Consider the following 23,872-nt stretch of genomic DNA (forward strand, 5'->3'; position numbering starts at 1 on the left):
AACCATATCGTTCAACGAAAAGCAGGCTACACCAATGAAAGAAAATAATTCTTTTGCATCTATTGAAGACGTTGCAAACAAAGGGGACATAATCATCAAAAACCATTGGTATTTGAGCGTTTTAAACGTGTCGGAAACAGTAGCATAAAAGGAAGCGGACTTGGCCTTGCAATCGTAAAAAGGATAGTTGACCTGCATAAAGGAAAAGTTGGTGTGGAAGATAATCCTGAAGGACAAGGCAGTGTTTTCTGGGTCACATTGAAAAAAGCATAAATAATTATTAGGACATAGTAAAGGTATAGAAAAATGGGAGGAATCAAATGGAAGAATTCACAACAGAAGAACTTGCAAAATACAACGGCAAAGATGGAGAAAAATGCTATTTTGCATATAAGGGGAAAGTCTATGATGTAACTGAAAGCATGCTATGGGAGGACGGTGACCATCAGGGAATGCATGAAGGAGGAATTGACCTTACAGCTGATCACGAAGATGCACCTCATGATGACGATGTGCTGGAAGATTTCCCAGTAGTGGGAACTTTGAAGGCCTGAAGCCTTCATTTTTTCGAGGCTTTGGTAGCCTCATTTAACTTTTTACCTTATGATAAGCTCAAGAGTAAACAGCTTTTTTTAGATTTTTGTGTCCGAAATGTACATCCCGTGCCACAATAAATACACAATGCGGCAAATTATTCCCATTTAATGGAAAGATATATAAACATATTTTCTGACTTGAACACATGAAAAAATATATTGTGAAATGTCCCGGATGCGGAGAAGTTCGTGATCAATACGCATTACACTGTCCTGATGATGATGCTTTACCACGTACCGAATACTTCAAAAAACAGATCGTGCCAGCGGATATGCCGGGAATGTGGAGATATTACGACTGGCTGCCTGTGAACGGCATAATCGAGAAAGGATCCGGCAGACCTGTGACCTACAAAAGTGAAGGGTTTGCAAAAGAACTGAGATTAAGCGATCTGAATATAACTTTCAATGGATACTGGCCTGAAAATGAAGGTTTCATAAGAACATGCAGTTTTAAAGACCTTGAATCGTTCCCGACCATGCAGCGCCTTTTGGAAAACAATGAAAGGAGGGTGCTTGTTGTGGCATCTGCAGGCAATACTGCAAGGGCATTCGCCCATGTAGCATCAATTACAGGATATCCGTTATTGCTCATAGTTCCAAAGAACAGCACCCATAGGCTCTGGACAACTGAAGAGGACACATCTTCGGTCTGTACGGTAACGGTAGATGGTGACTACTACCAGGCCATCGCAATGGCGGAAAAGATAGCAGCAAGGGATGGTTTTGTCAGCGAAGGCGGAGCACGCAACGTTGCCAGACGTGATGGAATGGGAACCGTGATGCTTGATGCAGTCCTCACGACAAAGAGCCTCCCACAGCATTATTTCCAGGCCGTCGGAAGCGGTACTGGCGGAATATCCGCATGGGAAGCAGCCATGAGGCTCATAGAGGATGGTCGTTTCGGCAATAATATGCCACGCCTTCATCTTGCACAAAACCTTCCATGTGCACCGCTTTATTCAACATGGACCGGGGAACAGACCAATGGGAACTGTCCGGAAGAGATGTACGATGATGTGCTTTTCAACAGAAAACCACCATACTTAGCCACCGGTGGCGTGAAAGATGCCCTTGATGACACTAATGGGATCATCTACGGAATAACGAACAAAGAAGCTGACGAAGCAAGAAAGATCTTTGAAGAGAACGAAGGCATTGACATATTACCTGCTCCTGCAATTGCCTGTGCGGCCATTATGAAAGCTTTGGAAAAAGGCGAGATAAAGGCTGATGAAAATATTGTTCTGAACATTACAGGAGGAGGGCAGAAACGTCTGGAAGAGGAATTACCAACCCGACAGTTGAGTGTTGATCTTGCACTATCCCCAGATGATAAGGACGCAGAGAACAAGATATTGGAAAAGGTCGCTGAACTTTTAAAGAACGGAGGTTATTGAATGAACGATACCATCAAACTGACCATCATGGGCGGCATTGATAAAGCAGGGATCGAAGAACCTGTAAAGCTCGTTGAAATGAACCCCGGAGATATTCTGGGAATAGTCGGACCTACAGGGTCCGGAAAGAGCACTCTTATCGATGACATTGAGCAGCTCGCACAGGGTGATACTCCGACACAGCGCAGGATATTGATAAATGATACCGAGCCTGAGATGGGGCTTAGGGTAGACCCACGCCGGAAACTGATAGCACAGCTTTCCCAGAACATGCATTTCCTTGCTGATATGACCGTTTCGGAATTTCTCCAGATGCATGCCCGGAGTCGTGGAAAGGACCCGGAACTCATGCATCGTGTCATCGAACTGGCAAACCGCCTAACAGGAGAGCCAATACATGAAGATGAGCAGCTTACGGTCTTAAGCGGAGGTCAATCCCGCTCCCTTATGACAGCGGATATTGCGGTCATAAGTGATTCACCCATCGTGCTTATCGATGAGATTGAGAATGCGGGAATAAAGAAGCAGGAAGCACTGAGCTTACTATCCGGTGAAGGAAAGATAGTCGTGGTAGTGACACATGATCCGGTACTTGCACTGATGGCATCCCGCAGGATAGTCATCAGAAATGGCGGAATGTGTGATATCATAACCACAAGTGCTGAAGAAAAAGAGATGTGTAACCGTGTTTCAGAGGTAGATGACTGGCTGATGGACCTGCGTGAGATCATACGGCGCGGAGACCTGGTGGAAGGTGTGGCATGAAACTTGTAGTGGTTGCAGGAACCCCGGGTTCCGGAAAAACGTCAGTATTACTGCATACAATAAAGGCATTGATAAGAAGGGAAAACAAGCCGGCTGTTGTCAAGGTGGATTGTCTCTGGACAGATGACGATAAAAGATTTGGAAGGCTCGGAGTTCCCATACGTGTAGGCCTTGCAAAGGATATGTGTCCTGACCATTTTACCATATATAACACCGAGCCAATGATAGAATGGGCTGAAAGAGAAGGTGCAAATGTGTTGCTCAACGAGACTGCTGGATTGTGCCTGAGGTGTGCACCATATCCAGACTCCTGTCTTGCTGTCTGCGTGATCGATGTTACCACCGGGCCGAACACGCCTTTAAAAGTAGGACCACTACTGACAACCGCAGATGTTGTGGTAATGACAAAGGGAGATATTGTCTCACAGGCAGAACGTGAGGTTTTCAGAGAGAGAGTACTGGAAGTCAATCCTGATAGTATGGTCATAGAAGCCAATGGACTTACAGGCAAGGGTGCCATCGAACTTGCCGAACTTATAGAGAACAGCGTCGAAACAGTAGAGGACATGGAGTTGAGATACAATCCACCGCTTGCCATCTGTACTCTTTGCAGTGGCGAAAAACGTGTGGGACGTAAGTATCACATGGGAGTTCTCCGGCATCTGGACGGTTTCATGGAATACAAGGGGGAATGAGCATTGGATGACCTATTGGAACTCCTTCCGGGATATAATTGCGGCAAATGTGGATACCAGCAATGCAGGGACCTTGCTGAGAACATCAGAACAGCCGATGATATCAGTCGTTGCCCGTTCATGGGAAAACAGCAATTCGCAAAGAACAGGAAGAAGTTGAAAGACCTTCTGAAGACAACGGTCAAACGCCTGGACATTGTTGGCGTTATTGATGGAATTGAAGCTGATTTCACCCTTGCACCGCTTGAGGGTGAGCCGACCTGCAGAGAAGACATTCACCCAATAGACGGCACCGAGTTTAAAGCAGGCGACTTTGTAAGATATAGACCCCTTGGCTGTCCGATAACACATTTTGCAAAGGTGATTGCATCAGGAAGAGGGATGACCACGATTCACATGGTAGGCCCACAGCAGCGTCTCGGAAATGAGGATATTGAATTCATCGATGGAGGTATCTGCCTTATATTCGCTTTTGACGGAAAGATAGAGCAAGGGCGTATCCCAAAGGTCGCCGAGACCGTGAAGTTCATCCCCACACACTGCATGATGCAAAAGGTTCACTCCGGCATTGTTGTCGGCATAGAGGACAGGAACATAAGGATAGAAGCTATCGATCTTAAGGTGTGGTGATACAAATAGATGCCAGTACAGCAGTGTTTGACAGTCTAAAACTGACAGGAGTGGACCTCGTAGTGAGTGTCCCATGCATAAACCTGAAAGATGTACTCACCATGATCGATAACGATCCTACGATGCTACATATTCCGGTCACACGTGAAGAGGAGGGCGTGGGCATCTGTGCCGGAGCTTACATGGGAGGAAGGATCCCCGTAATGCTAATGCAAAATTCGGGACTCGGAAACTCGATCAATGCTTTGGCATCATTGAACAACCTTTTTCATATCCCGTTACTCCTTATAATGAGCCACCGCGGCTGTGAAGGGGAGACGATCTGTGCACAATACCCAATGGGACAAATGACACCTTCATTACTCGATACCCTTGGCATACCATATGTCGTTCCCACCATCGATACTGTGGAAGATGCAATACACTATGCGTGGAGAATAGCCATTGAAAAAAAGAGACCTGTAGCAGTTCTTCTTGAGATCGGGTTCTGGGAGGCAGAATGAGACGTTTCGATGCCATTAAAGCGATAGTTCAAAAGGCAGAAGACAAGGATTCACTCCTCATCTGCAATATTGGATACCCTTCCCGCGAACTACATCACCTGAAAGACAGGAGTGCGAATTTCTACATGCTGGGCTCAATGGGACTTTCATCATCCATCGGCCTTGGAGTTGCCCTTTCAGTTCCCGACAGACATGTCATAGCAATAGACGGGGACGGTTCGGTCCTGATGAACATGGGAAGTCTTGCCACCATTGCACACCAGCATCCTGAAAATTACCTTTTGGTAGTGATAGACAATGGAGCCTACGGTTCTACCGGAAACCAGCTCACAGCCACAGCTCTTGGCACCGACCTTGCAATCGTTGCAAAAGGAGCTGGTATCGATGAAGTTCATAATACTTTCAGCGAAGAGGAATTCAGGGAGAAACTAAAAAATGTTGACAGGGGAGTAATTGTGGTGCACGTTGATGCAGGAAATTCAAAAGTTCCTGTGATTCACCTGACCCCTGAAAAGATAATCGAAAGGTTCATGTCCGAATGCGCTCGACCATCGATGTCATCCTGAAGGAACCATCAAGTATCTGTTCTTTTAACTTTTCAGATAATTCCAGAGCCCTTTTCTTATCAGACTGACGCAGGACGATAGGAACATTTGTGGACTCCCCTCCAAGCTCAAAATTGATGGAGCCAAGATTGGCAGTGAAAACATCGGTCACACACAGAGTGGAACAAAGACCGCAATTGAAACATGTGTACCGATCAAGTTTTACCTCACCGTCCCCAAAACTGATAGAAGCCATGGGACACATCTCCGCAGGTTCACACAAAGTACAGCCAATGCATTCATCCGGGCTGAAGTCTATCGCAAGGTCCGTGCCTTCCCACACATCGCCATAGTCGGAATAACCAACACATGCCCTATTATCAACGGCCATTACCGGCATCTTAAGCTGCCTGTCACGTTCCTTTATCGATTCGAGCACTGAATCACTTGTCACAGGAACAGGCACAGCCCAGGAAACAATACATTCCGGACCGGCTGAAGTGGAAAAGCCGCCCATGTATTCAGGTTTCATCTCATGCATATCCGCAAAGGCAGTAAGGTTAGGTTTTTCCGCACTGCTGCGGGTCCCGGACCCCATTATGAAACCTTCGGAGCCGTTCATGAGCATACGTGTCCCAATCCCAATAGATTCCAGGAGAGGATCGTTCTTAACCGGATTTATCTGACCGCAACCGGAAATAGTAGCCTCTGTAAGCCTTGGACCAAACTCCATGGCATGAAATATACTGGCTGCTGGCTCATCCGAAGTGTTCACAAATGCAGAATAGTTCTTGAAAGCATGCCTTGTGCCGTAAAGCATAGCATACGGCATACCATCAAGTGTTACCTGCGTCTTGAACGACTCACCATTATCAGTAATTACTTTGACCTCCACAGTCATCCTTTCTGCAAGGTCACGGAAAAGATGACCTGCACCATATCGTGAGTCATCTACACTGTGGTCTGTACCGAAAAGCATCAGGTCAAGAATGCCAAGCCTTTCGTTCGGGCATGGTCCAACGTGTGCAGGCACACCATTCATATAGACTTCTTTTGCACGTAAGAAACTATGAGAAGACTTCACAGGAAATGATAGTATCGCGTATGTGCCACTCATTATGGCACGCGTGGCTGCTGTCACAACATCCACATCTTCAGCTCTTATATCTTCCCCACTATCCACAAGATCACAGACCTGTTGAGCGGTAAGCACAACTGCATCTCCTTTTTCGATCTTGCGATTTATCTGTTCAATGCTTTGTTCCATGAGATCACCTGATCATTTCTGTTAAATATCCCCACCTACGAAAAGAGGTGTTACCTTTGATATCATTTCTGGCGAACCCATAAGTACAAGCACATCACCTGAGATCAAAACAGCATCAGCATCAGGATTTGCTATGACCTCCGAATTTCTTCGGATAGCAAGCAAAGTGACACTGTACTTTTTCCTGAGATCAAGCTGTAATAGATTTTTGCCAACTGCAAAGGAGGATGCTCGCACTCTCAGATTGGTAATATCCATTTCCGGCAGATCGATCTCCATGTCATAGATGCTCATAGCACCTGAAAGTGTCCTGAACATCTCATATCCATCTGAACGTATCTCCGAAATGAACTTCTCGATCTCATCCTTAGGAATGAGGTATCGCTTCATCAAACGCACGAATATCTCGATCGACGTTTCAAATTCTTCAGGTATTACTTCGTTGGCACCCAGCTCATAAAGCGGTTCCATTTCCTGAAGATACTGGGTACGTGCGATAATATGAATATTGGGATTCATCTTACGTGCTAATGAAATAGCCCTCCTTGTGCCTGCAGGATCAGAGATACAAACGACCATTACCCTCGCGTCTTTGATATCCGCATGTTCCAGAACACCTCGCTGGGATGAATCACCATAATAAATGAGCTCACCTTTTAGCTGCTCCTTCCTTACAGTCTCAGGGTTCGTATCAAGAACAAGATAAGGAATACCTGCAATCGTTGCAGCTTTTGCAACTGTTCTGCCATTAAAACCAAATCCTGCAATGATAAGATGATCTTCCAGATGCCCTTTCTTGTCAAGCACCGCCATCATTTTACGGGAATGAAAGCCACATTTCATTTTTGAAGGGATAGGAAGGTTCACAACTTTATCCGCAACTTTCGGGGATATGGACATCACTGAGGATGTGACCGCCATTGTAAGAATGGAGACCACAAGGAAAAGCTGATAGACCTCATCGGTGAGCAGCCCATACTCCACACCGAACGTGGAGAGAACGAAGGAGAACTCACCTACTTGTGCAAGACCAAGTCCTGCTATTACAGCCGTATGCAAAGGGAAGCCAAGCAGATACGAAGACAGCCCTGCAATTACCGATTTTAGCAATAGTACACAGGCTGCGATAATTATGAACAGGAAAGGATCATTGAAGAAGTAATCAAGGTCGAGCAGCATCCCTATGGATATGAAAAAGAAGCTCATGAAAATATCACGGAACGGGATCATGTTGCTGAGTGCCTGATGACTATATTCAGATTCAGAGATTATAAGCCCTGCAAGGAATGCGCCCAGAGCAAGGGACAGACCCAGACTTGACGTTAGCCATGCGACAGAAAGGCAAATGACTATTATACTGAGAAAGAACAATTCGGAGTCCCTTGTTTTTGTTATCTGGAAAAGTACTTGTGGAACGATCCATTTTGCGCTTGCAAAAACAAGAATTACCAAACCGATCCCTTTTGCGAGGATGGGAATGAAAGCAGCATCTGACATGGAACCAGCGCCTGCGAGGAAAGGAGTGATAAGGATCATTGGTACGACAATGACATCCTGATACAATAGAACTGCAAGTGAAAAGCGACCATGAGGTGCCTGAAGTTCCCCCCGGTTCTGCAACAGTTTAAGGACGATGGCAGTACTGCTCAGAGAGAAAAGGAAGCCAATGAAGATCGATTCGCCTATCCCATACCCCAGGTAGTTAGCAATGGAAAAAACAGCAATAGTTGTAAGAAATACCTGAATAGAGCCTCCGAACACGACCGCTCTTTTCATCTTCCAGAGATCTTTAATGGATAACTCCACACCAATAGTGAACAAAAGAAGGACAATACCTATCTCCGCAAGCACCTCGACCTCTTCAACAGCATCTATAAAACCATACCCATGAGGACCTACGAGCATTCCGGTAAAAAGAAAACCGACGATCATGGGAATGCGAAGGCGATGACATAAGTAAAGGACCACTATGGACAGACCGAAAATTATAGTAAGATCGTTTATTATCAAAGATACCACCAATCATTTTCCATTTGGTTCATATTATAAGTTAATCAAAATTCCCTAGGACAAATATATGAAGATAAAACAAAGGAACTAAAATAAAGAACTACCGGTACGAAAGTACCGGGAGTTAAGATCAAATGTTGTCCACGCCGAGAAGGCTTGCAAGTTCCAGACCTTCACTACCAAGCTCCGAAAGCTGGTCGAACAGATCGGTCTTGCTCACATATTTTTCAGTGCGAGTACCATCGCTCTCCTCGATCTTTATAGTGATCTCATCCTTAGCATAGCCCCTTTCAAGACACTCGTTGATAAAATCTGTAAACTGCTCGGCAATAAGTTTCAAACAATCAAATATCTGATTGTTAATGATAGCATCATCACCATCAAGCACTAATTTGACAAGAGTGTGTTTTTGGATGCTGGAACTAATGTGTTCTTTAAATGCATCAAGCAAAGCTATCACATGTTCCGATTTCAGGGACTGCATCAAAGTAGGGTCTGCAGTCACCTCGTTCCCGTGGTAATGCAATATAAAGGAGTTACCGTCCATTTCGATCTTGAAACGTTTGGTAGATTTCTTGTTCTCAAAACTAGCACTAAGGATGAATTCATCAAAATCCAGTGAAGTTAAAATGAAATCAGATACTTCTTCTAATTTTACCTTTTCTTCTTTATAAAATATCCCAGACCGAGACCATGTAGGCAGGAAAAGGCTACCATAGGTGCCCCTTACAGTTAGCAAATCATCCTTGAAAGTGAGTTCAGACTCATACTCCATTCCAGCTACCGTAGCTAAAAGTCTTCCACGCATAACTCCCCTGTTCATTGAAATGGAGAACTTGTCTGTCGTTCCATAGATGCCACCTTCAAAAAGAGAATTGAGAGCAGACAGTATCTGTTTGCTTTCACCCAGATTCTCATCTTCGATGCTCTTATTGATGCTTTCGATTTCAGACAGCATTGTCTTTGTACTTTTACTGAATGAAGCATCACATTCATCAAAAACAGAATTTCTGTAATCGAGGATCTCTTTCATATCGGAATCTTCTGTCAGACCGTTTATGACCTCAAGAACCTTACCATTAATAGACTCGAGCTCATCGACCCCTTTTTCCAGAGAGATACGCCTTCTGTAGAGATCGTCGTTCTTTTCAATGGAAGCGTTCTCTATCGGAAGGACCTTTCTTGATATATCAACGAAATTCTGAACATCCTTGATAATATCTCTTTGAAGAGGGAGATCGGTAGAGTCCTGAAACGTGTATTTCATATTACTCCCCATCTTAATATATATTCGTTAAATTAATTGATAGAGTGCAAGCATTAAATAGGTTGTGTAGGCAGAAACGAATTTCTGCCAGAGTGCCATCATTCAAGGACTGAACGTACCGGTTCAAGTATCTCATTGAGGTATTTAGCCGCACCGTTCTTCAGGTCCATTGGATGAAGACTGCCATCTGCAAACACCTTTTCAAGCTCAGCATAGCTCTTGCAGACAAGGTCGCCACCGAACTTTTCCGGTCTTTCGAAAACCATCTCATCATAACGTGGGGTTATGTGGTACTTGAACAGCTCAAGGACAGGATTGTTCTCAATATCTTCTGCCGGACAAAATGCTTTCTTGAACTTCTTTTTGAGAGCTGCTTCATCATCGTCAACAGAGATGTAGTTCTCATTTGAAGAGGACATCTTCGTACCGTCCAGTCCGAGAAGGATAGGTGTATGGATGCAAAGAGGTGCCTTAAAGCCAAGCCCTGGAAGACCTTCTCTTGCAAGCATGTGTATCTTCCTCTGGTCAATACCACCAACTGCAACATCGACACCAAGAAGGGCAATATCTACTGCCTGCATAATTGGATAGACCATCTGGGATACCTTTGGGTCTTCCATCTTTCTGCCTACCTCATCCATACTTCTCTTTGCCCTGTTGAGTGAAGTGGCCTGGGTAAGTTTGAGAACATTAAGCATGTATTCAGGAGATAACTGGAAGTCTGAACCATAGACGAAATTTGTCATCTCCGGGTCAAGACCAAGTGCAAGGAAACATTTCTTGTTGTAATCAGCAGTCTTGCGTACTTCATCCATTGTTCCTTTCTGATTGAGGTAAGCGTGAACATCCGCAAGGAGGACTGTAATTTCAAATCCGGCTTTCTGAAGGTCAAGTAGTTTGTTAACAGTAAGAACGTGACCCATGTGGATCTTTCCGCTTGGTTCGTAGCCGGTATATGCTGAAGGATGTTTCTTTGTCTCCAACAATTTTGTGAGTTCCTCTTCCGTAACTATTTCCTGCACGTTCCTTTTTATAAGATCCATATTTTCCATGAATTCACCGCTCTATATCATCCGTTAGATTAGGATTATTATGAATAATAAAACATTAAGGTCAAACCATTACAATATAGGTTACGATACATCAATAACCTATAAGATGTTTTTTCAAAATATCAGTACCTTCTTCCGAAGAAAATTGAGGGACTTCCCAGTCCTGAACCACTTTATTCCTTGTACTTGATCTTATTTCCTTGCGTACAGGGTCAAATCCGGCTACTTTGTAATCATCTTTGTAAACAAGAATCCCTCTGCGTTGCCACATAGGAACCTTATCGAGATTTATACCTCGCTGGAAGAGCAATTCATGTATCCCCTGCGCCTTCTTGCCTTTAATGGCCGATGCAGCATCCTTTTTGCTCATACCTTCCGAAAGCAATGTGTAATAGCCGTATGAACTTACACAGTTCCTCCACGCCTCACTCTGCCTCCAGATAAGATATTCAGCAACATTCTCCTTGTTTACCGGAACGATCCTCGAATCGAAGGACACAGGTTCATCAAGACCCATCTTTATGGTAAAAGCACTGCTAAGATAGCTGGATATGACAGAATCCAATTTCTCGACCCGCCCATCAAAAGGCAGATCAAAGAAGAGGATACTTGCCTCATCAGAAAATGTGTACGCCAACGCTGCATTGATCCCACTTTTTTTGAAAAAAAGCTCAAGCGAATCTGCCATTGCAGATGCAAACTTTTCATCATACGGCTTTTCACATCCAAGCCGGGAAAGTGTGTGTTTAAATGTCCTCCCATCTAAACGTACGATGACAGGCGGAATACAGCGTAGATCCGAATAGACCTCCCGTTTTTTCATAATAACATCAATCGTCTTTTGTTTCCTCTTTTACAGGTTTCTTGAACCTGCTGACGACATCACGGATAATGACGATGTCCCCGGTTGTGACTACCCAGCGGTACGGAAGGATAACGCCTCTTGTCTGGACATCAAAAATATCACGATTGATGTCTGAAAGAGCAAGCCCCGATACTAATCTTTCATCTACATCGAAAACGAGGTCGTTCACTTTACCCACATATGTACCCTGGTTCGTATACACATTTAATCCAAACAGTGAAGTTATATCTGCGCGCATGATAGTCCCTGTTGTATCCTTAATAATAAATATAAGTTATATGTTGATGCTATATATAAAATGTATATTCTTAATGTTAAATCCTTCTAAAGAAATAGCCAACTCACCATCATTAAATAGAAGTATAGATGAAAGTCCAGTGGGGCAAACAAAATGCTTACAAGCACTTATACACACATTCCCGGAATTGGAAAAACGATTGAAAAACGGATATGGGAGAGCGGATATTGCACATGGGACAAATACCTTGAACATCAGGATGAAATATCCATTCCAGCCACCAGAAAAGAAAAGATAGCAAATGGGATAGCTGAATCTAAAAAACACCTGGAACAAAAGGATTTCGAATATTTTGCCAAGTGCCTCCCAGGTGCGGAACAATGGAGGGCATTTGAACACTTCTCCGATTCGGTAGCCTATGTGGATATAGAGACAACCGGACTTTCACCTTCAAGTTCTTACATCACAGTGATAGGAATATACGATGGGGAAGATGCAAAAACGTACGTCAAAGGCATAGACCTTGAAGACGTTGTAGAAGAGTTACAGAAATATGAGCTCCTCGTATCGTTCAACGGTGCCCGGTTTGACCTGCCATTTATACAAAAGGAATATCCACAGATAGAGTTCAACCAGCTTCACATCGATCTGATGTATCCTCTAAGGCGTATCGGCCTTTCCGGTGGCCTCAAAGCAATTGAGAAGAAACTGGAGATAAACCGAACCGATGAGACCGTAGGTATCACCGGATTCGATGCTGTAAGGCTCTGGCATGAATATGAACGCGGCAATGAAGCATCCTTAGAACTGTTGCTGGAATATAACAGGGAAGATATCGTCAACCTAAAAACAATAATTGAAAAAACGTATCCCCAGTTCATCGAGAGAACATTCCAGAAGACCCTTGAAAAATGACAGAAAATATGCAGCATTTTCGACTTTGATCGGAGGGAACAGCAAACTTGAGACCGGATATATCCAATATCCCTGAGCTGCCAGGCGTCTATCTTATGAAGGACATCTCTGACAATATTATTTACATCGGAAAAGCGAAGTCCCTTAAAAAAAGGGTCAGCCAATACTTCCAGTCCAGCAAGAACCATTCTTCCAAAACAAGAGCAATGGTCAGGAAGATAGCGGATGTAGACTATATTGTCACGGAATCCGAGGTCGCTGCACTGATACTTGAAGCAAATCTGGTGAAGAAGAACAGACCGCACTACAACATCGACCTGAAAGATGACAAACGTTATCCTTACGTGAAGGTCACTGTCAATACTAAATTTCCGAAGATATTCATAACGCGTCGCAGACTTATGGATGGAGCTCTCTATTTTGGCCCCTATACGAATGTGAAACCTGTCAGGCAAACCCTTGACATGATCTCACAGATATTCAGGATAAAAAGATGCAACCGTAGAGTAGACGGTAAAGGGAAAAGAGCATGCCTGAACTATCATATCGACCGATGCTATGCTCCATGCAATGGCTCGATCACTCCTGAAGAATATCGCAATAATGTGATGGAAGCAGTGAAGTTGTTTAAAGGCGAAACATCCGGTACAATAAAAGAGCTTCAGGAAAAGATGAACATCCATGCTATTGCACAGGAATATGAGAGTGCTGCTGTGATACGTGACCAGATAGATGCTCTGAAAAGCCTTTCCCGGCAACAGACGGCCACTGCGGGAAATGATGACAGCGACATAATTGCAACTGCCTCTGACGATGAGACCGTTTTCGTACAGATCTTCTACATCAGGGATGGCAACATGGTAGGTAAAGCCGATATGTCCCTTTCGTGGGGAGATGCCACCGGCAATATAGCCCGTGTCACAGAGGAGTTCATAAAGCAATACTATCAGGATGCACCTGTACCTCCAGAAATACTTGTACAGTACCCGATACCTGAAAAAGAACTCGTTATCAAATGGCTTTCTGAAAAAGCCGCGAGAAGTGTGCAGATACAGGTACCTCAAAGAGGTAACAAGAAAAGATTAATGGAAATGGCCGAGCAAAATGCCCAAATGACCCTGGAGCAATCACACCTCAAACAAAGTGATAAGGAACAGGCGCTACAAGCATTGTTACAGCTAAGAGATGCACTTGCATTGTCCACATTGCCTGCACACATCGAAGGTTTTGATATTTCCAACATATCAGGCACTGATGCTGTTGGTTCAATGGTGGTCTTTGAGAACGGCCTACCTGCAAATAGCAAATACAGGCATTTCAACATAAAAACGGTAAAGGGAATAGACGATTTTGCCATGATGGCAGAAGTAGTAAAGCGCAGATATACCCACCAGAAAGCCGAGAAAGACAAACTACCAGATCTCATCCTCATAGACGGAGGTCCCGGACAGGTCAGTGCTGCCATGGGCTCTTTAAAGGAACTGCAACTGGACATCCCGCTTGTGGGACTTGCAAAACGATTCGAGCATATCATCGTACCAAAGGATGGCACCGATGAGGTTGTAATATTACCCCACACATCCGAAGCCCTCAAAGTGCTCATGCGCGTAAGGGATGAGAGCCACAGGTTCGCTGTATCATCCCACAGAAGAAGACGCACTGCAAGGCTCTCCCACTCAGAACTGGACACTATCCCGGGGATAGGAGCCTCAAGAAAAAAGGCATTGTTGAACCATTTCAGTTCTATTGAGCAGATACGTCATGCATCCGTCGAAGAGCTTACTGCAGTGGAGGGTATCAGTAAAGGACTTGCTGAAAGGATCGTTGCTCATTTTAATAAAGAGAGAGTTGAAAACCAGTAAATTTGATCTTTTTTACTGCAATATGCGACACTTGATCGCAAACATTTGCCTGCTTTTTTAGAGATATTGATGCATTAATGTACAGACATGCATTTGCTCCACAATTTGAATATGATGCAGAAACTGGCATCCATTTGCAACAAAAAAAGTGAGAGAAAGGTATTCTGACATGAAACTTTGATAAAGGAAAATACCATAATTAAGATTAAGGAACACAGCGTTCAAAGAACAAACTCATGGTAAAAAGCAGGTGATGACCTTTAAAATGATAGACGAAATGATAAGGGAAACGGAAAAAGAGCTCAAGGCATTGAAAAAATATCCCGATGCCAAGCTTATTGAGATAATAAAGGAGGTCGGGTTCGAGTGCGATCTGTGCGGGATGTGCTGCACCAGACAGTTCAACGACCACGTTTTCCTGCTGGAAAAAGATGTGGAAGCAATGAAACAGATAGATGCATCTCTTATCACCCCTGCACCATACTATGAGTTCTGTGACCAGAAAGGGAATTTTTATGTTTCCGGATACTCACTGAGAACAAAAGAGGATGGAAGTTGCGTTCTTCTTGAGAACAATAGGTGCACCATCTATGATAAGAGGCCTACCATATGCAGCCTTTACCCGTACATGCTCCACCGGGAGACAGATGAAGAAGGCAACCTTGATTGGCGGCAGATATCCGGTCTGGACCAGCATGGATGTTACCATAATGAGATCACGGATGAAGATACGAAAGTTATAGCATCTGATATTAAAGAATACGAAGAAGCATACCTTGAGCAGCAAATAGCTTTCTTTAAAAAAGTAAAGGAACATTTCAAAGAGAATGGATCAAGGCATGTCAAATCAGTCTATGACCGCCAGATACGAGCCTTTGAAAAGGGAAAAGAGATAGTAGTTTACGTGTTCCACAACAACGGATTGGAGCTTTGCCGCATCTCAAAAGAGAAATGAGATCACTCATTCCAGCTACCGCTGAGCTTACCATCCCTTGCCATTTTACCCAGCACCCGATTAACAGGATCACTGATAGGTGAGGGAACGATGTTCTCGTAAGGTGTTGAAGGTAAAGGGGAAAGGTAATGGGCTCGCACTTTTCCACCTTTTTTGCAGATCCATTTTATCTGTTCAAGTGTTCTTTGCTGGTCTTCTTCGGCCTCATTGGGAAAGCCAAAGATAAAGTCCACTACCGGTATGATCTCATGCTCAAAACACCGTTCAACAGCTATATTGACATCTTCGGAAGTGTGTCCCCTTAACATCTCTTTCAATATAATATCACTTCCGGATTGGGCACCCAGACTTATCGTTCTGTTACTGCAGTACTTATCAATGAGGTCCAGCCCTTCATGTGTAACAAATTCAGGACGTATTTCGGAAGGAAATGTACCAAAAAAGATGTTCTTACCTACAATGGAACTCAACTTTGAAAGCAGAGCTTCGACCTTATCGAACCTTGGCTGAATACCATTGCCGCCATAAGCAAATGCGTTTGAGGAAGTAAAGCGCAGATCGTTGTAATATTTAGCGAAACTGACAATGGAATCGATGCTTCGATGTCTCATCTCATGTCCGAATATGCGGGGCGTCTGACAGTATTTGCAATTCCACGGACAGCCCCTGCTTATCTCTATGGGTGAGCGAAGAGCTTTCGAGTCAAAACAAGGATAATTATCAAGGTCCACATGGTCACGCTTTCCAGTAAGCACGACCTTCCCATTGCATTTGTATCCGATCCCCTTGACCTTTGAGACATCCCCGCCTTCAAGAAGCGTATTTACAAGATGCGGAAGGGTCTCTTCGCCTTCCCCTATAACTACAAAATTGAAGTGATCCAGAGTATCCTCAACAGAACCTGAAGGATGCGGACCACCTGCTATACAGATAGTACCGGAAGGGCGGGAATCAACCTCTGCAAACACATTTTCTTTTTGTTTGGTGGCAAAGCTATAAATCATGATGCCCTCATGGATCTCTTTTACAAGCTTGCTTTCGGGAAGAAGGGGGAGAAGGGCCGCAAGGCTGTAAGTGTTCTTCTGCATCAACCTGAAACATACATCCATTTTTTCAACCTCAAGTAATTACCAGTGTGAAAGGCACCAGAGTAAAACATAGCAGACCAAGGATGAAAGTCCCGATCCCCAGTGCCATTCTCCTTTTGTCAAGCTTAATATCATCATTCAAGGTCCTTGGATGACCTGCCAGTGCAAAAAGCAGAAGGAAAATAGACCAGAACATCCAGATGCCACCATTTTGCTGAAGCACGAAGATGACATAAAGACCTAGGCATCCCAAAATGAAGGGCATTGCCATAGAAACATGCTTTGCGCGTTCCCCGAGCATTGCACGAACGATATGCCCGCCATCAAGCTGACCCGAGGGTAGCAGGTTCAACACCGTTACCAGCATACCGACCCAGCCTGCAAATGCCACAGGATGCATGGTCTCGACAGTATTGCCGGATATCGTATTTATAGCCTGGAACAGAAGAGGGACCTGTATATCGAGCACCATATTACCGGGTGTGACTATGTACTCCACAGGCGGTAATGAAAGACCGATGAAAGTCACGATAACAGATGCTACAAGACCCACAAGTGGACCTGCAACAGCCACATCGAACAATGCTTTCCTGTCAGGTATGACACCCCTGTGTTTAATAACAGCACCCATTGTGCCAATGATCGTGGGAAAAGGAATGAAATATGGCAATGATGTTCGCATGCCATGCATCTTCGCAACTATGTAATGCCCCATTTCATGTGAGCCGAGAACGAACATTATGGCAAGGGTAAAGGGAAGCCCTTTGATGAACTGAGACGGTTCGCTGAAGATATCCACCCCGAACATCGTAGCCCCTGCGAACATGGTAGTAAATACCGTTGCTACGGCGAGCAGGACATTTATCCATATGCGTTCAGGGACCTCTTGTATCGGAGAAACGACCAATACATCTTCCCCAAATTCCTTGGAAAAGGATAGCTTATAGCCTTTAGCTAATAACTTTGGCCAGAGATCCTGATAGATCAGTTTAGGGTCAATTTGGGGAACTCCGTAAAAAAGAATGGCACTGTCAGCATAGCCCACTTCATAGGCTTTGAAAAATGGGTGAATGTCATCATACAGGTCTATTATCATAGACTCCACTTCTGCATCATCCGGAGCTTTATTTATTGAAGACATTACCGTTATTTTTTCCCATGTCTGAATTTATCTGTCCATTAGTTCAACGAAGCCGCTGGTACTATCGACCTTTACACGATCACCGTTCTTAAAAATGGTGAAAGGGTCCTTATCAAGCCTGTCCACGAGAGGGATATCGGAGATGATAGCTCCCACTGCAACTATCGGTTCAGAATCGATGTTTATCATTGCAGCGGGGGATACGTTGTTCTTTTTCAACTGGTATATCACGTAAGAACCCACGGTAGAACCTTTCCCATGAGGGAAAACAAGTATCTTGTCCCTGATACATTCTCCGTAGATGGCATGGCCGGGGTCAACAACTACCCCTGTTTTCGGGTCAACGTTACCTAAGAAAGAGAGGGCATCCTCTGATAGAAGCACTTCACCTTCCGCAACCCCCCTTGCAATGGTCCTGCATTCGATCTTAATTGTCACCACCTGCCTTTTTGATACATGTTTCCAGACTCCCGATCTTTGCAGGGACCTTACACATTCCCGGAACGTAAGCCAGTGCTTTTCCTGAATTGACCATCATACAATTGTGGCCTTCCGTTGCAGGGGAGACGACCATACAGGTATCACACAACACCTTTGAGCCACTCTCTTCTATCCTTTTCACAACATCGGGATATCTTTGAGCAACCTCCCTTGAAGTGCATACCCAGAGTTCCTTTTCTATTCTTTTGCCTTCCAGCAGATCGGCGATCCGGTTCAATTCCTCAGGAGAGCAGTGCGGACAACCGACCGCTACGATGTCGCATTCCAGGTCATCCTCATTGCCAATGATGGTCTCGTAGACCTCATCAAGCTGACTTCTCTGAATGGTGATGGTCTCATCGGGCTTATCGAAATGGACCTGCTTTGCTTCAGGCGTGACACCCTCCACGTGATACAATGCAACTGCGCCGGATGCCGCCATTGCAGCACCCAATCCTTTAAGTTCATCTGAGGTAGGTGTGGAGGCCAGATGGAACATCGGTACGCGATTACCAATTTCCTTACCTGCAATATAGCCAAGGGCACCATAATCAGAGCCTGAGAGCTCATGGTCCACGACCACGGAGACCGTAGGAACACGGTTCTCATCAAGATGATAACCATAGTTCCCTGTTTTCCCGACCAGTGCAGCAGATAATGCGGACGGACCGCCTTCACGATTGGTACGTGCACCTATTACCGAATTCGCATAGGAGACAGCCGAAGACTCGCTCCATGCAAGATGGTCGCCACAGGTCGCCGAGAAACCTTCGAGATAGTAGGGAGTGCAAGTGCACTTTGAACTTATACCGAGCTTTTCGTAGGCAGCTATTATCTCCAACTGTTTTTCCGCAAATTCCGGCTCGATGCCCATCTCTTTCCACCGGACCATGTCCATACCTGCGGGATTCAATATTGAAGGGACCTTCACCGTCCCTTCGAGATCGGATATCCATTCAAGTCCGGCATCCCCTATCGTCTTGTAGGACACGCCTGCTATCTGGGCGCTCTTGACAGGGATCAAACTATCCGCACCATAGATATCTCCAAGTGCAACAAGGATCTCCATGGCTTTGCGCAGGGTCTCCCCCTGTTCGCCGTCAAGTATATTTTCTTCTTCTGATGTCAGATACATTATAATTTCCTATAGTTATCATTCGGGCATCTTCGCGCGCTCGAATATCTCACCACACACCAGCAGCTTACAAAAGAAGAACGTCGGGCATCTTCGCGCGCTCGAATATCTCTTTTTCTGCAAGAACCTTTGTGGCATCTATGCCCATCTTGGTGGTGGTCCCGTCGGGAGAGCCTCTTGGATCAAGGGAACTTCCACGCACGTTCGGGATGATCATGACATCGAGGTCAGCTTTCACCCTTGTTGCAATGGCAAATTCCACATCCATAATATTGAAGATATCGATATCCTCGTCCACTATAACAACATGTTTAAGGCTCGTATGAGCTGCAAATGCCGCCATGATTGCGTTCTTGGCATCGCCTTCGGTCTGTTTCTCTATCTGTACTACCGCATGGAGATAACAACATCCACCTTCAGTCAACACTACGTTCTTTACGGTAGTGACCTCTGCCACTGCATTGTATATCTTTGGCTCATAAGGCACACCCATCATGAGAAGATGCTCTGCACCTGCCGGAAGGATGCCGTGATAGATTGGATCCTTCCTGTGCATTATCTTTGTAATTGTGATCACCGGTTCCTTGCGTACAAGGTCATAGGTGCCTGTGATATCAACGAAAGGGCCTTCATCCACCCTTTCTGTGGGGTCCACATATCCTTCAAGGATTATCTCCGCATGTGGCACTTTTACACCGTTCTCACACTCGAACAGTTCCACAGGAGCACCCCTGAGAGCTGCTGCGTACTCGAATTCCTTTCCTGCCGGAACACGGGTGGTGGAAGCGAATGTTATTACCGGATCAGCACCCAACACAATAGCTACCGGTAAAGGCTCGTTGTTCTCAGCTGCTTTTTTGTGGAGTACGTAAGAGTGCCGTGGAGGAACAAGACGTGCTGCCAGCTTGTCCTTGCCAACGACCATCAGTCTGTGGATGGATGCGTTCATCATTCCGCCATATTCGGAAACGACAACTCCGGCTGTGATATAAGGACCACCGTCTTTCTCAAAGTGTGTCATCAGAGGAAGTTTTGAAAGGTCCACATCGTTCTCAATGACCTCCATGGTCGGAGAGGTATCTACTATCTTTACTTCCCCGTCCGGCCTTATATCTGAAAGCCTCTGTATAATACCATCCTTAGGGACCCCGAACATATCGGCAAGCTCATCTCTTGAACCCAATAAGTTCATGATGGCTTTTTGTCCGTCAATATCGTGGAACAGTATGGGAGCATTGCTCTTCTTTGCAAGTCTTGGTGCTTCGAATACTTTCGAAACAGGCTCTGTGACCTCAACTAACCTGCCACTGGTTCGTAAATGGTCGATAAAATCTCTGAAGCTCATTGTATCGATGTATAAGAAAATGTCTCATGTTAAATACATTGTCGTACCTTTCATTTTTCTTGTCCGGCAGATGTTATGGAACACAAAAAAAGAAAATGCTGGCAAAGGAAGGAAGAAAATGTTGTCAAAGGAGGAGGTTGACCCAATTAAACATCAACATTTTTGGGAAATCAAGATGTAAAGGAGTTGTAATGGGTTTTTGTGCGACAACATCTTCGAAGCAATTATTAGAATTGCCTTATACCATAAATAGTATTATTTTTAGATAATGAATGTTATCTTAAATGATAACTTATTGCAATGGTACTTATACCGCTCAATAGTCCAGAGACTCATTTATCCTGTGAAGGGTATCTGCCACAAGCATTTGCACATCTGTCATATGGTCATCGGAAATCTCACCGCTCTCGGTCTCGATCAGAAGTTGCAGGTCGGATACGATCTTGTGTATTATCTTTATCATCTCCTCCTGTCCGATGAGCCCCGCATAGTATGCATAAAAGAAAGTGGTACCGCTTCTCTCGATCTTGTGCTTGAAAGCAGCATGTGCATTGGACACTTCCTGCCTAGTATATGGTTCATCAACAAAAGGAACAAGCTCCGGCAGGTTCTCTCCTATCCAGGTCATCTCGGAACGGTTCGAGAGATTCTTGAAATCAGCACACAAACGTGCGATCACCCATTCGCGTGCAGTAAGATGAGTGGTCTTTTTCAGAAAACGTGTGACATCAGAGTAACTTTTGTTCTCCAATTTAGTGAATTTCTCATATTTGTTCAAAATATTCCCTCGAAATACCTATGTTCAAAAATGTATTGCAACCAGATAAATACTTTCCTACACATATATGTTGCATCTCATACAAAGAACACAATATCAAACTTGATCCATTCGCTAACTAACAATATCATTCATTTTTGCACAACATTTCTAATCGAAGTTGAAGAAGTACCATTATCGAGGTAGTCATCAAGAGGAACGACCTCACAAAGATCTAATATATCAGGCTCAAGCTCGAGGTCAACCCCTTTTCTCTGGAACACAAGGAAATGAGTGTTCCTATTCCTGAAATATTGCAGCATGTCCCTCATGTCTTCAACATTGCGATAGTATCGGGTTTTGAATAAACGGTTCACAGTATCCGCGCCAACAATGAAAGTGGCTTTCTCGAAAAGATTTACTTTCTGAATGAACAATGGTGCAACCGTTAGGAGAACACCACCAAAAAATACATAATCCTTGTACTTCCTGAGGGAATCCAGCCTTTCCTGAAGCGATATAAGGTCTATCGATGGCTTGTCTACGTTTGTGAGAGAGATCTCAAAGTGAACCTTCTTCCCTAATTTATTAAAAGCCTGCTCAGCCATTTGAATATGATTCTTATGGCACGGATCGAAAGAACCTGAGAATATAACTTCCGGCTTTTCAGTAACATTTTCTCCGCCCAGATCGAATTGAACAACATCTGATACAAGGTCCAAACTGTTCATTATATTATCAGGAAGGGCGAGCATCTGAGCCACTTCTTTAGAAGCGGTGGCTTCCCTTTCTTCAACGACCTCATCCCCACATAAAAGCTCTTCAAGGAGCAGATTACCAGTCCAAGAGCATTCTTTTGCAATGGAATCGACTACCATGCAAGTTGCAATATACTCCTCTTCTTCCCTTGACCGCTCTTTTCTGAGTATGAGCGTTCTTACAAGGGTCTTATCAAAGGACTGTATAGCAACGAAGATCTTATGTTCACGCCCCTCACGCTCGTCATCCCCCACAGAAAGTTTACAGGAAGCAGCCACGCCCATCAATCTTTTTTCTGCCACCCCGTCGTCATTGCCTGCAAGAGATAACGCACGGCGGTATGCAGCCATGGCCATGGCCCTTACAGTCACAGGTGAAACATATTTTTCAGGTTTTTTGCCAATCAGTTCATCGAGGGCTTTAGAGCTGTAGGGCACGAGCGCTTCAAGAACTGTAGCAGAACCGCCACCATACCTCAACAGTTGATCAATGGCTCCGGCACCGCCTCCTGTTGCCGCAAGAACGAGCTGACAGGGGCTGTCGTGTATATGCATGATAATATCACGCAAACTGTCCACTTCCTTTGAATAGGGGTCGTTCAGATCCTATTTTCATAGGACAGAGGTCTGTATGGAACATAAGATAAAGTTATTGATGACAGGAGTGAAGGTATGATCATCCACTATATCCATGAATAGGTGGGTATCGCCACTGGTCTTTAAATTCGAGCCTTGCATCATGCAGGCCTTGGTAACTGACAATGTAAGGGTACCTTAAGGTGTCCTTTTTATTGATCGAATCCATGAGGTGTACCATGGAAAAACATAATATATTTAACCAAATACCAGTCGATCTAACCCATGAAGTGTTCGAGCCTTTGGTGGATCAACATGGGGTATCGATCGAGCGTATTATTTCAAAGAAACATGTGACCCCAGGGGGACAATGGTACGATCAAGACCGCAGTGAATGGGTAATGGTGTTGCAGGGGGAGGCGAAGTTGGTGTTTGAAGATTTGGAGGTAGTGCACCTCGCTCCTGGCGATCATATTAATATTCCTGCCCACTGCAAACACAGAGTCATTTGGACCAGTGACACGACAGAAACCCTCTGGTTGGCGGTACACTATTGAGCTAAATAAGTTATCTGTCTCATTCGAGCCTGACAAATATACTCTCCGCAATCTCCCTGTCAACCGCATATCTAGTATGGTTCAGGTCGAAGACATATGAAGGATACGACTGTACAAAGTTTACAGGAATCACAGGCAATACGCCCATTGCAAGCATCATCATCTGCGGTATCTTCATCCACACCAAGGAGGACGAGGAACTCATGCAACACACTGAACTTTTCCTCGTGCTTTTCGCAAGCTTTCTTCCATCAGGGGCGAGAGTGACACCACCATATTTCTCGCAATTGATGAATCCTTCCTTTGTCAGCTTTTTGAACATTCCCGTAACACTGGACGGACTTACATCAAGGAATCGTGCGATATCTTTTACCAGAGAATAGCCCTTTTTCTCAATAATGGTATCAATAGCCTTAAGGTAGTCTTCAGTTCTCTCCGTAGTCAAGTACATCCAACCTTTTTAGGTATAA

At 44.6% G+C, this 23,872-nt stretch carries 26 protein-coding genes; 12 read left to right on the top strand and 14 right to left on the bottom strand.

What is annotated here, in order from left to right; all coding sequences use genetic code 11:
• The first annotated feature begins 105 nt into the window (after positions 1-105).
• From MBUR_RS13500 to comE, 8 genes are all read left to right on the top strand, one after another.
• On the top strand, positions 106-273 hold the full coding sequence (locus MBUR_RS13500) for a sensor histidine kinase (protein WP_011499503.1): 168 nt from the start codon (positions 106-108) through the stop codon (positions 271-273).
• A 47-nt stretch (positions 274-320) separates the two neighbouring features.
• Positions 321-554, top strand: coding sequence for a cytochrome b5 domain-containing protein (locus MBUR_RS07490; RefSeq protein ID WP_011499504.1), 234 nt, complete (start codon positions 321-323; stop codon positions 552-554).
• Between the two features lie 188 nt (positions 555-742).
• The gene (locus MBUR_RS07495) at positions 743-1,996 is read left to right on the top strand and encodes a cysteate synthase (protein WP_011499505.1); all 1,254 of its coding nucleotides are present in this window, start codon (positions 743-745) and stop codon (positions 1,994-1,996) included.
• A complete protein-coding gene (locus tag MBUR_RS07500) occupies positions 1,997-2,761 on the top strand; it encodes an ATP-binding cassette domain-containing protein (RefSeq protein ID WP_011499506.1) in 765 nt (254 codons plus the stop codon). It begins immediately after the preceding gene.
• Complete coding sequence (locus tag MBUR_RS07505; RefSeq protein ID WP_011499507.1) at positions 2,758-3,456, top strand: GTP-binding protein; 699 nt, start codon at positions 2,758-2,760, stop codon at positions 3,454-3,456. The genes MBUR_RS07500 and MBUR_RS07505 overlap by 4 nt, the downstream gene beginning before the upstream one ends.
• 3 nt (positions 3,457-3,459) lie before the next feature.
• Positions 3,460-4,086: a (Fe-S)-binding protein gene (locus MBUR_RS07510; RefSeq protein ID WP_011499508.1), complete on the top strand. Its 627-nt coding sequence runs from the start codon at positions 3,460-3,462 to the stop codon at positions 4,084-4,086.
• Entirely contained in the window at positions 4,080-4,589 is a 510-nt protein-coding gene (comD, locus tag MBUR_RS07515; protein ID WP_232221881.1) for a sulfopyruvate decarboxylase subunit alpha, read from the top strand. The genes MBUR_RS07510 and comD overlap by 7 nt, the downstream gene beginning before the upstream one ends.
• On the top strand, positions 4,586-5,155 hold the full coding sequence (gene comE, locus MBUR_RS07520) for a sulfopyruvate decarboxylase subunit beta (protein ID WP_011499510.1): 570 nt from the start codon (positions 4,586-4,588) through the stop codon (positions 5,153-5,155). Before comD ends, comE begins: the two co-directional genes overlap by 4 nt.
• On the opposite strand, the gene MBUR_RS07525 is transcribed toward comE, so the two are convergent.
• From MBUR_RS07525 to MBUR_RS07550, 6 genes are all read right to left on the bottom strand, one after another.
• Positions 5,118-6,401 carry a methanogenesis marker 16 metalloprotein gene (locus MBUR_RS07525; RefSeq protein ID WP_011499511.1) on the bottom strand — a complete coding sequence of 428 codons (1,284 nt, stop codon included), beginning with the start codon at positions 6,399-6,401 and terminating at the stop codon, positions 5,118-5,120. The two genes, comE and MBUR_RS07525, sit on opposite strands and share 38 nt — an antisense overlap.
• 21 nt (positions 6,402-6,422) lie before the next feature.
• Complete coding sequence (locus MBUR_RS07530) at positions 6,423-8,420, bottom strand: cation:proton antiporter (RefSeq protein ID WP_048063591.1); 1,998 nt, start codon at positions 8,418-8,420, stop codon at positions 6,423-6,425.
• 121 nt (positions 8,421-8,541) lie between these two features.
• A complete protein-coding gene (locus tag MBUR_RS07535; RefSeq protein WP_011499513.1) occupies positions 8,542-9,678 on the bottom strand; it encodes a hypothetical protein in 1,137 nt (378 codons plus the stop codon).
• A 98-nt stretch (positions 9,679-9,776) separates the two neighbouring features.
• Positions 9,777-10,730 carry a tyrosine--tRNA ligase gene (locus MBUR_RS07540; protein ID WP_011499514.1) on the bottom strand — a complete coding sequence of 318 codons (954 nt, stop codon included), beginning with the start codon at positions 10,728-10,730 and terminating at the stop codon, positions 9,777-9,779.
• A gap of 91 nt (positions 10,731-10,821) precedes the next feature.
• Positions 10,822-11,553 carry a tRNA(His) guanylyltransferase Thg1 family protein gene (locus MBUR_RS07545; protein WP_011499515.1) on the bottom strand — a complete coding sequence of 244 codons (732 nt, stop codon included), beginning with the start codon at positions 11,551-11,553 and terminating at the stop codon, positions 10,822-10,824.
• Positions 11,554-11,560: 7 nt separating this feature from the next.
• On the bottom strand, positions 11,561-11,833 hold the full coding sequence (locus MBUR_RS07550) for a PRC-barrel domain-containing protein (protein ID WP_011499516.1): 273 nt from the start codon (positions 11,831-11,833) through the stop codon (positions 11,561-11,563).
• A gap of 153 nt (positions 11,834-11,986) precedes the next feature.
• Here MBUR_RS07550 and MBUR_RS07555 point away from each other — a divergent pair, with 153 nt between their 5' ends.
• The 3 genes from MBUR_RS07555 to MBUR_RS07565 all read left to right on the top strand — a co-directional run bounded on the left by MBUR_RS07555 (position 11,987) and on the right by MBUR_RS07565 (position 15,565).
• On the top strand, positions 11,987-12,748 hold the full coding sequence (locus MBUR_RS07555; RefSeq protein WP_011499517.1) for a ribonuclease H-like domain-containing protein: 762 nt from the start codon (positions 11,987-11,989) through the stop codon (positions 12,746-12,748).
• A gap of 47 nt (positions 12,749-12,795) precedes the next feature.
• Positions 12,796-14,610, top strand: a complete 1,815-nt coding sequence (gene uvrC, locus MBUR_RS07560) for an excinuclease ABC subunit UvrC (protein WP_011499518.1) — start codon at positions 12,796-12,798, stop codon at positions 14,608-14,610.
• Between the two features lie 253 nt (positions 14,611-14,863).
• Positions 14,864-15,565: a YkgJ family cysteine cluster protein gene (locus tag MBUR_RS07565; RefSeq protein ID WP_048063310.1), complete on the top strand. Its 702-nt coding sequence runs from the start codon at positions 14,864-14,866 to the stop codon at positions 15,563-15,565.
• 2 nt (positions 15,566-15,567) lie between these two features.
• Here the strand turns inward: MBUR_RS07565 and MBUR_RS07570 are convergent, their stop codons facing one another.
• From MBUR_RS07570 to MBUR_RS07600, 7 genes are all read right to left on the bottom strand, one after another.
• Positions 15,568-16,674 (bottom strand): TIGR04013 family B12-binding domain/radical SAM domain-containing protein, encoded by a 1,107-nt coding sequence (locus MBUR_RS07570; RefSeq protein WP_011499520.1) that lies wholly within the window; start codon positions 16,672-16,674, stop codon positions 15,568-15,570.
• A gap of 10 nt (positions 16,675-16,684) precedes the next feature.
• Positions 16,685-17,794 carry a site-2 protease family protein gene (locus tag MBUR_RS07575; RefSeq protein ID WP_011499521.1) on the bottom strand — a complete coding sequence of 370 codons (1,110 nt, stop codon included), beginning with the start codon at positions 17,792-17,794 and terminating at the stop codon, positions 16,685-16,687.
• Between the two features lie 27 nt (positions 17,795-17,821).
• Positions 17,822-18,235, bottom strand: a complete 414-nt coding sequence (locus tag MBUR_RS07580; RefSeq protein WP_011499522.1) for a DUF126 domain-containing protein — start codon at positions 18,233-18,235, stop codon at positions 17,822-17,824.
• The gene (locus MBUR_RS07585; protein WP_011499523.1) at positions 18,222-19,409 is read right to left on the bottom strand and encodes an aconitase X; all 1,188 of its coding nucleotides are present in this window, start codon (positions 19,407-19,409) and stop codon (positions 18,222-18,224) included. The genes MBUR_RS07580 and MBUR_RS07585 overlap by 14 nt, the downstream gene beginning before the upstream one ends.
• A 67-nt stretch (positions 19,410-19,476) precedes the next feature.
• Entirely contained in the window at positions 19,477-20,754 is a 1,278-nt protein-coding gene (locus MBUR_RS07590; protein WP_011499524.1) for a UbiD family decarboxylase, read from the bottom strand.
• A 316-nt stretch (positions 20,755-21,070) separates the two neighbouring features.
• Positions 21,071-21,532, bottom strand: a complete 462-nt coding sequence (locus MBUR_RS07595) for a DUF5806 family protein (RefSeq protein WP_011499525.1) — start codon at positions 21,530-21,532, stop codon at positions 21,071-21,073.
• Positions 21,533-21,663: 131 nt separating this feature from the next.
• On the bottom strand, positions 21,664-22,839 hold the full coding sequence (locus MBUR_RS07600) for a hypothetical protein (protein WP_052286219.1): 1,176 nt from the start codon (positions 22,837-22,839) through the stop codon (positions 21,664-21,666).
• A 245-nt stretch (positions 22,840-23,084) separates the two neighbouring features.
• On the opposite strand from MBUR_RS07600, the gene MBUR_RS07605 reads away from it, so the two are divergent.
• Entirely contained in the window at positions 23,085-23,402 is a 318-nt protein-coding gene (locus tag MBUR_RS07605; protein WP_048063311.1) for a cupin domain-containing protein, read from the top strand.
• Positions 23,403-23,421: 19 nt separating this feature from the next.
• On the opposite strand, the gene MBUR_RS07610 is transcribed toward MBUR_RS07605, so the two are convergent.
• Positions 23,422-23,847 (bottom strand): metal-dependent transcriptional regulator, encoded by a 426-nt coding sequence (locus MBUR_RS07610; protein WP_232221882.1) that lies wholly within the window; start codon positions 23,845-23,847, stop codon positions 23,422-23,424.
• Positions 23,848-23,872 lie beyond the last annotated feature (25 nt).

The sequence above is a fragment of the Methanococcoides burtonii DSM 6242 genome, from assembly GCF_000013725.1.
GTDB lineage: Archaea > Halobacteriota > Methanosarcinia > Methanosarcinales > Methanosarcinaceae > Methanococcoides > Methanococcoides burtonii.